We start from the raw sequence: 13,765 nt of genomic DNA, 5'->3' as shown, positions 1-13,765 counted from the left end.
GTCAGAACGCTTTACTTTACTCGCTACGAATCCTCATTCTCACGCAGGAGCATCGGAAGAAGAAACAGACCGCTTCCCGCACTCAACTCGTCCTCGTTCCCACGCTCCTGCGTGGGAATGCATACAGTCAGCTTCCTGTACAGAAACACGCCTCAAGCCAGTTTTTGCCCCATGCCTGCCATAAACAGGGCAGCCAGAATAAATAAAATCCCAAAAAATTTATTCATTCTGGCCGCATGATGCGGGTTGCGCATGAGGTGCATGACCTTGGCAGCCAGCCCGGTATAAACGGCCATCACGGCCAGGTCCACAGCGCACAGGGTAGAGGCAATTAAGGCATACTGGATAAGCAGCGGTTTGGACAGGTCCAGGAACTGCGGAATGACTGCCAGCAGGAAGATGGCCCCTTTGGGGTTCATGATATTCACCAGGATGCCCTGCATAACCAGTTTTTGAGCCGGTGTGTTGGGTACGGAATCCTGTTCAAGCCGGATCATGGCCACCGGCGAACGGTACTGTTTATAGCCCAGGTAAACAAGATAAAGCACGCCCGCCCACTTGACGATATTAAATGCCGTTTCAGAGGTGGCGAGCAGGGCACCAACACCAATCACGCTAATCACAAACTGGATGGCCAGGCCAATAGCCAGGCCAATGGCATTCCAGTACCCGCGTTTGAATCCAAAGCGCAAACCCGATGACATGGACGCCACGGCACCCGGCCCGGGTGAGATTGAAATAGCCCAGGAAGCGGCAAAAAGGGTAAGCCAGACGGAAAGAGACATGATTAACGCATGAGCCAGAAATAGTGAGGTATTTTATTAGCAGCACCGAACAGTGTTCAGATTTTGGTCAAAATCTGAAGTGCCGGTAATGTAAATTTGCATCCAGACGAAAAGCTGATGGACGGATATAAAGACAAAATTGTAGCGCAGTTACCACTTAAAATCCGGGTGGATTGACGTTTGGGTTGTGTGGCTTATAGTGGCTGTCCGGCAGGAGGAAATATGGGCCGCTTAAACTCAGGCTGGGCTGGTTTGCCTTGGTTTTTGCGTTAATTAACCCGATTACCCTGCTTACGCCGTTTTTTTACAACGACTTGCATGCATTGGCAGGATATAATTCCCCTGAACAGGCCTGTTTTGCCTTGGCCTTGCTTATTCAAGTCTTAAAGAGAAGCCATGAAACGAATTTTTTCCCTCATTAGTGTTTTTTTTCTGTCAACGGTTTTGGCTGGCTGTGGCTATAACGAGATCCAGACGCTGGATGAAGGTGTCAAGGCTTCCTGGTCCGAGACCCTTAACCAGTACCAGCGCCGTGCCGACCTGGTGCCCCAGCTGGTGTCCAGTGTTAATGCTTATATGGTTAATGAGCGCGAGGTGCTGACCGAAGTGACCAATGCCCGTTCACGGGTGGGCTCGGTGCAGGTGTCGGCAGACAAACTGCCTACCGGTGAAGAACTGGCTCAGTTCCAGGCCGCCCAAGGGCAGCTTACTTCTGCATTGTCCCGTTTGATCGCGGTGTCAGAAAACTACCCACAACTGAAGGCGGATGCCTTGTTCCGCGATCTTAACGTGCAGCTCGAAGGCACAGAAAACCGGATTGCCACTGCCCGCGGTCGTTATATTAAAGAAGTGCAAAATTACAATACGCTGATCCGTACGTTCCCCACCTTGATTACCGCCAAAATCTTTGGCTACGATGTCAAACCCAATTTCGGGGTGGAAAACCAGGCGGAAATCATGCGCGTTCCCGAAGTGAAATTTGATACTTCGCCACGGGCCAATCAACCCGCAACGGTACAGTAATGTCTGCCTCAGCTTTCCGTTGCCCCGCTATGACACGCTATGTCCTGTCATTGCTTTTCATGCTGCTGGCATTGGCCGGGTGGCAGGCCAGCGCCCAGGAACGGGTGCCCGTGCCCAACCTGCAGGCGCGGGTAAGCGATCTGACTGGTACGCTTTCTGTTACGCAGCAGGCTGACATCGAACAAAAACTGGAGGCCCTTGAAAAAAGCAAGGGTGCCCAGGTGTTTGTGCTAATGGTGCCCACAGTGGGGCCTGACACGGTTGAAACCTATTCGCGCCGGGTATTTGATGAATGGAAAGTGGGCCGGGCCAAGGTGGATGATGGCATTCTTTTCTTGATTGCCAAGGATGACCGTCGCATGCGGCTGGAAGTGGGCTATGGCCTGGAAGGCGCCGTACCCGATGTGCTTGCCTCGCGGATTATCAATGATCATGTGGCGCCGCATTTCAAGATGGACGACTATGCTGGTGGGGTACAGGCCGGCGTTGATGCGCTGGTGGGCCTGATTGAAACCGAAGAACTGCCCCCACCCGTTAATGATTGGCAGCAGTCATCCGATTTTGATGAAGGTGACTGGCCGTTTTTCATTTTCCTGGTGTTTTTTATTTCCATGTGGCCGGCCATTCTGGCAGCGGTCATTGCCGGGGTGGTTATTTTTGGTGTCACCGGCAGCTTCGGTTTTGCCCTGCTGGGTGCCGTGGGCGGGTTTTTAATCAGTTTTATTGCCCATAAATTCATGCCTGCACGCAAGATCAGCAGTGCCAGCCGTGGCCGTGGCAGACGTGACGGTTTTGGTGGTGGTTTTGGGAGCGGCGGCTTTGGTGGCGGTGGCGGCGGTTTTGGTGGGGGCGGTGGCTTCGGCGGCGGTGGTGGCGGAAGCAGTGGCGGAGGAGGAGCATCCGGTGGCTGGTAAATGGTTAAAATGGCTCGATCTGGATTCGATGCATGGCTGGTGGCTGAGACGCAAGCATTTTCACGCCGGTTTCATGAAGGACATTACCGAGCAGATCCGCTTAAGTGAAGAAACCCATCATCATGGCGAGCTGGTTGTCGCCATAGAAGCGGCCATGCCTTCGCATGTAAAAAGCAGTGCCGAACGGGCCCTGGAAGTATTTGGCCGCCTGCGGGTATGGGATACGCCCCATAATACGGGGGTGTTGCTGTATATCGCGCTAGACCGGCACAAGATTGAAATTGTTGCCGATAAGGGTCTGAAAGCGGCAGAGCATGAATGGAAGGCGATTTGCACCGGGCTGGAACTGCGTTTTGCCGAAGACCAATACCAGGAAGGCCTGACCGAAGCGGTGATGGGGCTAGAGGCCATTCTGGCCCAATATTGCGCTCAGGAAGCGGGTGAAAATGGCCCCAATTTCCTGCCTGATGCGCCGGTGATGCTTTAAGGGCAGGCGTTTCCGTACGACGCGGAGCGTTCCCACGCGGAGAACGGAAGCCAGACATATCATGTAGCGGTTCCCACGCAGGAGCATGGGAACCAGGAAATAACCCCGCCCTTCAGCACCTGTTAACGAAGTTTACGTGCCAGCGACTTGATGGCCGCATTACGGCGGGCGCCGGTTTCAAAATGCTCGCTCATTTTGGACCATTGCGGCAGGCTGCGGGCTTCCAGGATCTCCTCCGGCAGGTCACCGTCCTTGAATTGGCCGGTAACGGTTTCCGTGTTCAGCATAATGGGGCGCTGGTCTGCGTGGCCACGCATTTCCAGGGCATTAAGCAATTGCAGGCTGCGGATGCCCAGCAGGCGGATAATCGCGTCATCAAGGGTAATTTCGCGGTAGCCCTGCAGCTTGCCCAGAATGCGCTTGCCAAACTTGTCCACACCTTGCCATACGCTGCCAATCACGCCACCAATCAGGGTGGCGGTGCCCAGACTCAGGCCGGCTGACATGACATCGACCGCTGCGCCGGCCATGGCCCCGGCCACAAACCCTTTACTCACCTGGATGCCCATTTCCATCAATGCTTGCGGTTGGAACAGGTCCATGCCCCAGCGCCCACCTTCAATGGGCAGGGTCTGGTCGGGATAGTCTTCCTGCCTGAAACGGTAATGCGTTAGCAGGGCCTGGATGCTTTCCTGCTCCCGCTGGCGGATCACGTCCTGTAACAGGGCCGTGGCGCTTTTGATGCTTTCTTCATCACCCGCGCAGGTATAGCGAAAAGCGGCCACATCAATCAGGAGCTCGGCAATCATGTTGTAGGCAATGTCCCGTCGCAGTTTGCGCTGCCGGTGGATGTCCTCAGACAGTGCTTTCAGGATGGCGGCATGGCCGTCCAGGACCAGGGCCAGCTTCTGGTAAAGCTGTTCTTCACCATCCAGGGCCGGGGCAACCGAGTCAAACTCAATGCTTAAATGCAGGCCCAGGCGACCCAGGGATTCTTTCCACTCGGGCAGGTAATTGGGGCTGCTGTGCATGAAATTCAGAATGGGTACCAGCGGGCGTCCGCACCGGCTTAAAATGGCCAGTTCATCCCGGTGCTTGGCCAGTACGGGGTCGCGAATATCAATGACATACAAACCGGCATCACATTCCAGCAGTTTGCGTAAAACCCGGGCTTCCTGTTCAAAACGCTGCCTGCTTTCCGGCGTGTCAAGGAAGCGCTGAATGCTTTCCGGACCATCAAAGCGGGAGGAGCCTTGACGGGTCTGCGCTTTAAGCTGGTCCAGGTAATCCAGCAGGGCAATGCCGTCTTCCAGCCCCGGGGTGTCAAACAGTTCAACCGCGGCCTGCCCGTTCAGGAACAGGCGGGCACCTTCCACATGGCGGGTGGTGCCGGGAAAGTCGGCAACCTCTCCAAACCCGGTATCATGGGTAAGGGTTCTTAATAATGAGGTTTTGCCGGTGTTGGTGTGGCCAACAACCGCCAGATGCAATATTTTATTTGGTTCCATATTCATCAATTTGCCTGTATCCAGGATGGCAGTGTTTTTTGTGTGTCATGCAACTGTTCAAGGCCAAAGCCTGCCTGCTGCAGGCGCTCTTTCCATAATTCCAGGCGGTTTTCCGCTGTGTCGTGACCGGTTTGCAGGTAGATATCGGTACGCGAAGCCAGATTGGACAGGTCGGTAATGAGATGCAGGGTGCCGCGATCGGGGGTTTGCGCGGCATCACACACAATCAGCAGGGCGGGTACGGTTTGGCGACTCATATGTGCCAGCAGCTGATGGCGCTGTTCCCGGCTTTCGAGCTTGCCCTGGTCATGCACGGTGGCGGGCAGGGTAAAGGGCGGCCATGGCGCGCGTGGGCTTAACTCCAGCCCCACCACCAGCGGGCTGCCTGCCGGTGCCAGTGCAGGATGGGTGTTGCGCCGGGCGGTTTGCAAGGCCGGGGCGGGGGCATCCACCCCGATATGCTCACTGTGCGCGGACAGGCGGTCGACCAGGCCGGCATAGGCGGGCAGGGTTTCATCAATCTGTATTTGGTGGATGGCTTGCCGGGTTTTCCAAAGGCACAGCAGCAGGCTGGCCAGGCGCAGCAGCAAACCGTACACCATGACTGCACCAATCAGCCAGGAAGACCAGATGGCCTGTGATGCGGGACCGGCGGTTTGCAGGCCACTGCTTTGCTGGATGATATCAGCCGAAGGAATGGAAAAACCCAGTAAATGCGGCAAAAAACCAATACCCTGGGTGATGGACACAAAGGAAGAGGCGGGCAGGATGGTGGTTTCCCAGCCGAAGGTATATTGCCGGGCCGCCAGCAGAGCCAGCAGAGTGATAATGCCAGTCGCCATGATCACAACCCAGATTCCATGGCTGATGGCCGACAACAGCCAGCGCAGGCCGTTGTTCTGGTTAAGGATATTAATAAATGCCTGTGGGGCCAGGGTGGCATCGGGCCCACGGGCCAGCTTTTTACCCAGCCAAAGCCAGGCCTGGCCCAGCAAGGTGCCGCCATGGTAAGGGGCTAGAAAAGACAGCAGCCAGAATAAGTAGGTAATGGCGTGCAGGCCCAGCAAGGCAACCAGTGCCAGTAGCAGGTTGACATGCGCTGTTCCCAGGGCGCTGGCCGCCATGCCGATACCTGTAAGCATGGCCAGCAATGCCATGGCCCAAAAAGCCAGGCGTGCGTTGCCACGCCATTTGTCGATGGTGGCCGCCAGCCCGTCCCGCTTGGCGATCAGGGTGGCGCGCTGGATGATTTTTTGGCTGACAGGTTCCTGGCTGTGGCGGATCTGGTGGAGCAGGGTGGTATCTTCAATGGGCCCCCAGTGTTCTTCCCTAAGCCTTAGGGTTTCGGTAATCCAGTAATCCTTGAGTGAGTGCTGCGGCATAAATAATCGTGAGTAATGCAAATAAACGATTATTGCCTTTATTCAAACCACTTGTCTAATGTTTGTCGTGCCTGTTGTTTAACATCGGCGGTAATATATAAAGAGACCGTTGCCAGGGCCGCGGTAATAATACCCAGGTCATCGGTAAAACCGGCAATCGGCATCAGGTCGGGAATGGCATCAAGCGGCAAGACAAGATAGGCCAGTGCACCGTAAATAACGCGTTTTGCCCAAGCCGGTGTTTTAGGGTTGTGTACGGCAAAAAACAGGAAAAGGGCTTTTTCAATGACAGGCCGGCCGGCCTTTTTTGCCAGGCGTGCCATTTTGCTGATGACGCCTGAAGGATTGCGAGAGCTTGATTGGTCACCGAAACGGGACTGAATCATTATTTTTCCTTAAAAAATTGTGGGTGTTGGAATGCGCTATTGATCAGGCGTGCCACTATCTCTTTTTGGCGATTACACCATAAACAAACAGGACAATCATGGCACCAACAACCGAACCAATAAAGCGCGCGCTGCTGCCGGCTTCGTAAATACCTACAGCAACACCTAAATGGGTGGCAACGACTGAGCCAACAATACCCAGCAGGGTCGTCATGATTAATCCCAATGATTGGGAGCCGGGCATTAGGGCACGAGCCACCAGACCAACCAGAAAACCAATGACAATTTCCCAGATAATATCCATTTATGACGCTCCAAGTGGATGAGGCCTTAATGTTTACAATGTAAGGCTTGTTTACCTGTAATCAAGGCCGTAAATGTTTCAGGATGTGGACTTGAAAGTTTAAGGGTAATTGTTGTTTATATCTTTATCTATAAGGTAATAAATTGTTCATCTTTGATTATAAATGTATTTGCCAGGGGCTCAATGGGAGAGAACCAGTTTGCGCAACCTGGGGCCAAAAACGTTTACAATCAGGCCCAGCATGACGACAGCACCGCCCAGCCATTGCAGGGTGGACAATTTTTCGTCCAGAACCCATGTGGCAGACAGCAGGCCAACCACCGGCACCAGCAGGGTTAAAGGGGCAATAAGGCCTACAGGGTGCTTGCCAAGCAGGCGTCCCCACAATACGTAACCCACCAGCGTTGCGCCATAAGACAGGTACATGATAGAAGCAATGCCGGTAAAGGTGGCCGATTGCAGGCTGGTTACCATAAGGTTGCCACCTTCAAAAATCCATGAGCAAAGCAGGAATGGGATAATGGGAATGGTAGCGCCCCAGACCACCAGACTTAGCATGTTTACATTTTTGGCCTGCTTGATGACAATATTGCCGGTAGACCAGCTAAAGGCGGCCAGAAAAATAAACACCAGCCCCAGGAAGGGAATGGGGTGTCCGGCATCGGCATTGGCGTTAATAATGAACAGGCCAAGCAGGGAAATGGCAATCGCCAGCAGGTTATGGGGCCGGATTTTTTCATGCTGCACCAGTGCGGCCAGCAAGACCGTGAAAAAAGCCTGTACCTGTAAAAGCAGGGAAGCCAGTCCGGCTGGCATACCAACCGCCAGCGAGGTAAACAGGAAGGCAAACTGCCCGAAACTGATGGTTAAACCATAGACAAGCAGCAGCTTGAATGAAATGTTGGGGCGCTTTATAAAGAAAATGGCCGGAAACACAACCGCCATGAAACGCAGTGCGCCCAGCAATAAAGGTGGAAAATCAACCAGCCCGAATTTGATAGCAATAAAATTGACGCCCCACACCATAATGACAAGCAAGGCGAATAACCAGTCGATCAAAGGCATAATAGGATCCTGAAGGATTAACTGAACAAGGCCAGCAGCCAGGCCAGCAGGAAAGGGGCCGTCAGGCTGAGTACCGCCCCGCTGAAAATGGCGGTGGCAATGTAATGGTTACCGGTTATTTTCTTGATAATGGGCAGGGTGGTATCCATGGCGGTTGCCCCCGATGTGCCAATGGCAGGAACCGGATGGCGGGCGCCCAGAAAAAACAGTACCACAATGGACAGCAATTCCCTGAACAGGTCGGTCATGAGGGAAGCCGCACCGTAGAATTCACCCAGACGGGCCGTAACCATCACGCCCGACAGTGAGAACCAGCCAAAGCCGGCGGACAAGACCAGGCCATTACGGATATCCATGCCCATTAACCAGGCCACGACAGCCCCGCCCAGCAGGGAAAACAGGATGACCACCACGGGTGTGGCTATGATTCTGAATTGCAGGAACTTCAGGGAAATCGGGGCATTGACCAGGTCTACGCCAATGAGCACCAGCAATATATACAGAAGGGTTTCAACCGAAGGAAGCAGTTCGGTATTCATGTGCGACATTAGCAGCAGTTTGGCCAGGCCAATACCGGCCAGTAAAAAGGCAAAGGCAATACCGCATTCCCGAATCACATGCCAGATACCAAAGTCCGAAGTGGTTTCGGTAGTGCTTTTTTGGCTTTTTGGCAAAAGCAGCCACAAGCCCGCAAAAGAAAAAACGCTTGTCCCCAGGGCATAGGCTGTGGCAATCCCCAGAATTTGCGTGACGTTTTGCAGGTTTTCCAGTTGCAGGCCAAATTTATAGCCAATCGCAAACAGCAGCAGCCAGACAAAAGGTGTAATCAGGCGGGCCAAACGGGCTGACTGGGTGGCGGGCAGTATTTTGCCAATGAGCAAGCCAAGAACCAGATACAGGCAAATGGGCAATAATGAGAGTAGCAGGTCTTTCAAGGTGGACGCCTTTTTGGGGCCTCATGGGTTTAGTCGTGTATGGATGGGTGACAGGCATGAGGCCAATAATGGGATTCAGGCAGGATTGTTTTTATTGAAAGCGGCCAGTTTTTCTTTCAGTGCTTTTTTGATGGCCGGCCACTCTTCACGGGTGACGCTGTACATGACCGTATCCCTGACAGAGCCGTCACGACGCTTGGCATGGCCGCGTAACACGCCGTCTTTTTTTGCGCCCAGTCTTTCGATGGCTTTTTGTGAGGTGTGGTTGATGATGTCTGTGCGCCAGCCCACAACATTGGCCTGCAGGCTTTGGAAGGCATAAAACAGCAACAGGTATTTGCAGGCGGTATTCACATGGGTGCGTTGCCAGGATTTGGCATACCAGGTATAGCCAATTTCAAGCCGGGCAATATCCGCGACAATATCGTGATAGCGGGTGGTGCCGATTATTTTTTTGGTTTTGGCGTCAAGGACGGTAAACGGCAGCATGTGGCCGTCTTGTTGACCTTTCAGGGCAGCTTCAATATAGGTGGTTTCCTGGCCCGGTTCGGGGACCGAGGTATACACCAGATTCCAGAGTTTACCATCACTGGCGGCGTTTTTAAGGCCTTCAGCATGCGCCAGTCGCATGGGTTGGAGAATAACGCCAAAACCTTCTAACTGGATCGGGTGGAAGGGGGTGACAAAGGGGCAGACTGCTGGCTGGCCGGATTCTGAAGAAAGGGTCATGGTACAAGACTATAAAGAAAAAGCAATCAGAGTTGAAAATCCGCAAAAAACATAGTGTATCAGATTGCGGTCAGCACGCCGCTTTTTGGCCTTGCCCCGGATGGCCCAAAATAAAGGTGTTCCCTAGTGGCAATAAACAGGCCTTGCGGTTATTATCGGCTTATGTCGGATAGGAAAACTTTCCGTATTGAATGGAAAGTATTAGTCTTATCTTTCGTTTTTGATTAATTTGCATAGGAAACGCAGGCATGAAAATCAGAAAAATATTGATTGCAGCAGGATTGGCATGTTCAGTTCTTGGAATGGGTAATCTTGCCACTGCCAATGAGTGGAAAGAAATACGTATTGGTGTGGAAGCGACCTATCCGCCTTTTGAATACAGAAATGCCCAAGGTGACATGGAAGGATTTGACGTGGATGTGGCCAATGCCATTTGCGGTAAACTGAACGCCAAATGCGTGTGGGTGGAACAATCCTTTGATGGCCTGATTCCCGCCCTTCAGGCCCGCAAGTTTGACGTTATCCATTCGAGTATGACCGCCACCGAGGCGCGGGCAAAGGTCATTAACTTTACCGATCCCCTGTATGCCATTCCCACCCAGCTGATTGCCAAAAAAGGCAGTGGCACTTTGCCTACTGCTGAATCCTTGAAAGGAAAACGCTTGGGTGTGCTGCAGGGCACCACCCAGGAAACCTATGCCAAAAAAGCCTGGGGCAAGGGAGGCGTGCAAATCGTGTCTTACCAGGACCAGTCACAAACCTATGCCGATTTGCGGGCAGGCCGTCTTGATGCCGCCCTGCTTGAAAAACCCAATGCGATTGCCGGCTTTCTGGTCACCCCAGAGGGCAGGGACTTTGAGTTTGTTGGAGAAGTGTTGTCTGGTGACCCTATCCTGACCAATGAAATTGCCATGGGATTGCGCAAATCCGATGTGAAATTGAAAGACGCCATTAATAAAGCCATCAATGAGCTGGTTACAGAAGGTACAATTGCAGAAATTGCCGGCAAGTATTTTCAGCCTGGTGAAATTGGTCTGATGCAGGCCAAGTAAGTATCAGCCCGAGTGGCATACAATCAATTGAAGTCATCGCTTGATTGAGCAATCGCGGGTTGCTCAATCATTTTTTGTTTTTAAGGGGCATTCATGTTTTTGCATGGCTATGGCGGCCAGATTCTCGACGGCACTTGGGAAACCATCACGCTGGCATTGTTGTCGCTGCTGGTGGCCTTTTTGCTGGGCCTGATCGGGGCAAGCGCAAAACTGTTTGGCAATTTCCTGTTCAAAGGGCTTGCCCAGGCTTACACAACGCTGGTGCGCAGCGTACCCGACCTGGTCCTGATGCTGCTTATTTTCTTTAGCATTCAAATGGGCCTTAACAATATTACCGATGCCTTGGGTTTGCCCATGCTGGAAATTGATCCGTTTATTGCGGGGGTTCTTACCATCGGGTTTATTTACGGGGCCTATTTTGCAGAAACCTTCCGTGGCGCCTTTTTGGCGGTGCCTAAAGGGCAGCTGGAGGCGGGCAAGGCATTTGGCATGAGTGATCGGCAGGTTTTCAGCCGAATTCTTTTCCCGCAGATGATGCGCTTTGCCTTGCCGGGCATTGGCAACAACTGGCTGGTATTGTTGAAGGCGACTGCCCTGGTGTCCATTATCGGGCTGTCTGATCTGGTTCAGGTTACACAAACGGCAGGTCGTGCCACAGCCAGCATGTTCCTGTTTATTTTAGTGGCCGGCCTGATTTATCTGGGGCTTACCACTGTTTCCAGTATTGTGTTGTGGTGGCTCGAGAAGAAGTATTCTGCTGGCGTGCGTGAGGCTCATTTATGATCGAGTCATTTGAACATTTTATGCTCATCATCAATGAGTATTGGGAACCGTTTTTGTTCTGGGATGGTACCCATTTTTCAGGTCTGGCTGTCACTTTATGGATTTTAACCCTGTCGGTGGTTCTGGGTTTTGTACTGGCTTTGCCGCTGTCAGTCATGCGGGTGTCCAAAAACAAATTTATCAGCGGCCCGATCTGGTTCTTTAGCTGGGTTTTTCGGGGTACACCGTTTTATGTACAGCTGTTGCTGATTTACAGTGGTATCGTGGGGCTTGAGTTTGTTCGTGAAACGCCCCTGCTATACGCTTTTTTCGTGAGTGGTTATAACTGTGTGGTGCTGGCACTGCTGCTTAATACCCTGGCCTACACCATAGAGATTTTTGCCGGTTATATAAAAGCGACGCCCTATGCCGAGTTGGATGCCGCCCGTGCCTATGGCATGTCACGCTGGAAAATGTATACCCGCATCATTCTGCCTTCCGCCCTGCGCCGGGCCTTGCCTGCTTACAGCAATGAAGTCATCTTGATGCTGCATGCCACTTCTCTGGCCTTTACGGCCACGGTGCCGGATATCCTTAAAGTGGCCCGGGATGCCAATGCGGCCACTTATTTAACGTTTGCCTCGTATGGCACGGCGGCGTTGTTGTATATGTCAATTTCGTTTGTACTGGTTTGGGCATTCAGGCGGATTGAACGCCGTGCACTGGCCTTTCTGGCATACGAAAAAAATTAGGAAAGCCATGTATAAACTGGATGTTAGAAACATACATAAATCGTATGGCCAAAACGAAGTCCTGAAAGGCGTTTCGTTGCAGGCCAGTGCCGGAGACGTGATTGCCTTGATTGGCTCAAGCGGCTCTGGTAAAAGCACTTTTTTACGGTGTATCAATTTTCTGGAGCAACCCAACAGCGGCAGTGTTTTTCTCAATGGTGAAGAGCTGACGGTTGTCCAGGATAAAAAAGGCCGTTTGCGCGTGTCTGATGAAAAACGCCTGCAATTGTTCAGGACCAAATTGGCCATGGTGTTCCAGCATTTCAATTTATGGGCACACATGACGGCGTTGGAAAACGTGATAGAGGCACCCATGCATGTTCTGGGTGTGAAAAAAAACGAAGCGCTTGAACGGGCCCGTCATTATCTGAACAAGGTAGGTCTGGCGCAAGCGGTGGAAAAACAATATCCCTCGCAAATGTCAGGCGGGCAGCAGCAGCGCGTGGCCATTGCCCGGGCGCTGGCCATGGAGCCCGAGGTGATGCTGTTTGATGAACCTACTTCGGCCCTCGACCCGGAGCTGGTGGGCGATGTATTGAAAGTCATGCAGCATCTGGCTGAAGAAGGTCGAACTATGCTTGTCGTGACCCATGAAATGGGGTTTGCCCGTAACCTGGCTTCGCAGGTCATGTTTTTACACCAGGGCAGTGTGGAAGAACAAGGGACGCCTGCCGAGGTTTTTGGCAATACCAAGAGCGTCCGTTTGCAGCAATTTTTATCAGGTAACCTGAAATAATGATATTAAGTTTTGGAATGGTTGTCGCCTTGCTTGTACTGGGGGCGTTTGGTGGTTTTATGGCCGGTTTGCTGGGTGTTGGTGGGGGAATGGTGCTGGTGCCATTTCTTACCATGCTGTTTACCTGGCAGCAAATGTCGGGTGATATTGCGGTGCATGCAGCCATCGCAACGTCCATGAGCATGATTATGTTCACCTCGCTATCAAGCATGCGGGCGCATCATAAAAAAGGTGCGGTGTTGTGGCCGGTTGTTTTTTCACTGGTGCCGGGCATTATTTTAGGCGGATTGCTGGCCGGTGGCGTGGCCTTCAGATTTATCAGCATGGCTTGGCTGGCCTTGTTTTTTGCGGTTTTTGTGGGCTATTCAGGGCTGAACATGTTAAAAAACAAAAAGCCCAAGGCGTCACGCCAGCTGCCGGGTGTGGCCGGCCGCACGGCCGTGGGTACCGGGATCGGGTTTATTTCCGGCCTGGTGGGCGCCGGTGGCGGATTTTTGTCAGTGCCGTTCATGGTCTGGTGTAATGTGCCTATCCGCAATGCGGTGGCCACGTCGGCGGCATTGGGTTTTCCGATTGCGGTGGGCAACAGTATCGGGTATATCACTTCCGGGATTGAAAAAATTGGTATCCAGGATGGGATGCTGGGTTATGTGTATTGGCCTGGTTTGCTGGTACTGATTACCATGAGTGTGCTGATGGCGCCTGTAGGGGCAAAGTGTGCGCATAATTGGCCGGTTGACAGGCTGAAGCGGATTTTTGCCTTGTTGTTGTTTTCGATTAGTGCATATATGTTGTATAAGTCGCTGACTGCGTTTGGAATCATTTAGGCAATTCAGTTAAGATTGCCGTTTTTTGCAAGGCTATACGTATCCGGGCCTGATTAAGGCTACCAGTGCAGCGACTTCG

At 52.6% G+C, this 13,765-nt stretch carries 16 protein-coding genes; 8 read left to right on the top strand and 8 right to left on the bottom strand.

Annotated elements, in window-relative coordinates; translation table 11 throughout:
* Positions 1-152: 152 nt before the first annotated feature.
* Entirely contained in the window at positions 153-785 is a 633-nt protein-coding gene (locus KU392_RS04795; RefSeq protein ID WP_217734722.1) for a LysE family translocator, read from the bottom strand.
* A gap of 396 nt (positions 786-1,181) precedes the next feature.
* Between KU392_RS04795 and KU392_RS04790 the strand changes: the two genes are divergently transcribed.
* From KU392_RS04790 to KU392_RS04780, 3 genes are read left to right on the top strand one after another with little or no spacing between them, the layout of a single operon-like run.
* Positions 1,182-1,808 carry a LemA family protein gene (locus KU392_RS04790; protein ID WP_217734721.1) on the top strand — a complete coding sequence of 209 codons (627 nt, stop codon included), beginning with the start codon at positions 1,182-1,184 and terminating at the stop codon, positions 1,806-1,808.
* Positions 1,808-2,722, top strand: a complete 915-nt coding sequence (locus tag KU392_RS04785) for a TPM domain-containing protein (RefSeq protein ID WP_246587324.1) — start codon at positions 1,808-1,810, stop codon at positions 2,720-2,722. Before KU392_RS04790 ends, KU392_RS04785 begins: the two co-directional genes overlap by 1 nt.
* Complete coding sequence (locus tag KU392_RS04780; RefSeq protein WP_343212400.1) at positions 2,712-3,209, top strand: TPM domain-containing protein; 498 nt, start codon at positions 2,712-2,714, stop codon at positions 3,207-3,209. Before KU392_RS04785 ends, KU392_RS04780 begins: the two co-directional genes overlap by 11 nt.
* A 122-nt stretch (positions 3,210-3,331) precedes the next feature.
* Here the strand turns inward: KU392_RS04780 and KU392_RS04775 are convergent, their stop codons facing one another.
* From KU392_RS04775 to KU392_RS04745, 7 genes are all read right to left on the bottom strand, one after another.
* On the bottom strand, positions 3,332-4,723 hold the full coding sequence (locus tag KU392_RS04775; protein WP_246587323.1) for a GTPase/DUF3482 domain-containing protein: 1,392 nt from the start codon (positions 4,721-4,723) through the stop codon (positions 3,332-3,334).
* On the bottom strand, positions 4,723-6,099 hold the full coding sequence (locus KU392_RS04770; RefSeq protein ID WP_217734720.1) for a DUF2868 domain-containing protein: 1,377 nt from the start codon (positions 6,097-6,099) through the stop codon (positions 4,723-4,725). Before KU392_RS04770 ends, KU392_RS04775 begins: the two co-directional genes overlap by 1 nt.
* A 38-nt stretch (positions 6,100-6,137) precedes the next feature.
* The gene (locus tag KU392_RS04765; RefSeq protein ID WP_217734878.1) at positions 6,138-6,422 is read right to left on the bottom strand and encodes a YkvA family protein; all 285 of its coding nucleotides are present in this window, start codon (positions 6,420-6,422) and stop codon (positions 6,138-6,140) included.
* 118 nt (positions 6,423-6,540) lie between these two features.
* The gene (locus KU392_RS04760) at positions 6,541-6,789 is read right to left on the bottom strand and encodes a GlsB/YeaQ/YmgE family stress response membrane protein (protein WP_169293067.1); all 249 of its coding nucleotides are present in this window, start codon (positions 6,787-6,789) and stop codon (positions 6,541-6,543) included.
* Between the two features lie 180 nt (positions 6,790-6,969).
* Positions 6,970-7,854, bottom strand: coding sequence for an EamA family transporter (locus tag KU392_RS04755; RefSeq protein WP_217734719.1), 885 nt, complete (start codon positions 7,852-7,854; stop codon positions 6,970-6,972).
* 17 nt (positions 7,855-7,871) lie between these two features.
* Positions 7,872-8,789 carry a LysO family transporter gene (locus KU392_RS04750; protein ID WP_217734718.1) on the bottom strand — a complete coding sequence of 306 codons (918 nt, stop codon included), beginning with the start codon at positions 8,787-8,789 and terminating at the stop codon, positions 7,872-7,874.
* A gap of 75 nt (positions 8,790-8,864) precedes the next feature.
* The gene (locus KU392_RS04745; RefSeq protein ID WP_217734717.1) at positions 8,865-9,518 is read right to left on the bottom strand and encodes a GNAT family N-acetyltransferase; all 654 of its coding nucleotides are present in this window, start codon (positions 9,516-9,518) and stop codon (positions 8,865-8,867) included.
* A 248-nt stretch (positions 9,519-9,766) separates the two neighbouring features.
* Here KU392_RS04745 and KU392_RS04740 point away from each other — a divergent pair, with 248 nt between their 5' ends.
* The 5 genes from KU392_RS04740 to KU392_RS04720 all read left to right on the top strand — a co-directional run bounded on the left by KU392_RS04740 (position 9,767) and on the right by KU392_RS04720 (position 13,686).
* Entirely contained in the window at positions 9,767-10,570 is an 804-nt protein-coding gene (locus KU392_RS04740) for an ABC transporter substrate-binding protein (protein ID WP_211182210.1), read from the top strand.
* Positions 10,571-10,663: 93 nt separating this feature from the next.
* On the top strand, positions 10,664-11,353 hold the full coding sequence (locus KU392_RS04735; RefSeq protein WP_169293076.1) for an ABC transporter permease: 690 nt from the start codon (positions 10,664-10,666) through the stop codon (positions 11,351-11,353).
* A gap of 20 nt (positions 11,354-11,373) precedes the next feature.
* Positions 11,374-12,084, top strand: coding sequence for a histidine ABC transporter permease HisM (gene hisM, locus KU392_RS04730; RefSeq protein WP_211182217.1), 711 nt, complete (start codon positions 11,374-11,376; stop codon positions 12,082-12,084).
* Positions 12,085-12,091: 7 nt separating this feature from the next.
* Positions 12,092-12,859: an ABC transporter ATP-binding protein gene (locus KU392_RS04725; RefSeq protein WP_169293077.1), complete on the top strand. Its 768-nt coding sequence runs from the start codon at positions 12,092-12,094 to the stop codon at positions 12,857-12,859.
* Positions 12,859-13,686, top strand: coding sequence for a sulfite exporter TauE/SafE family protein (locus tag KU392_RS04720; protein WP_246587322.1), 828 nt, complete (start codon positions 12,859-12,861; stop codon positions 13,684-13,686). Before KU392_RS04725 ends, KU392_RS04720 begins: the two co-directional genes overlap by 1 nt.
* Positions 13,687-13,765 lie beyond the last annotated feature (79 nt).

This window comes from Advenella alkanexedens (assembly GCF_019132845.1).
GTDB classification, from domain to species: domain Bacteria; phylum Pseudomonadota; class Gammaproteobacteria; order Burkholderiales; family Burkholderiaceae_B; genus Advenella; species Advenella alkanexedens.
Note: the sequence above shows the minus strand (reverse complement) of the source record. Positions and strands in the feature narration are given on the sequence as shown.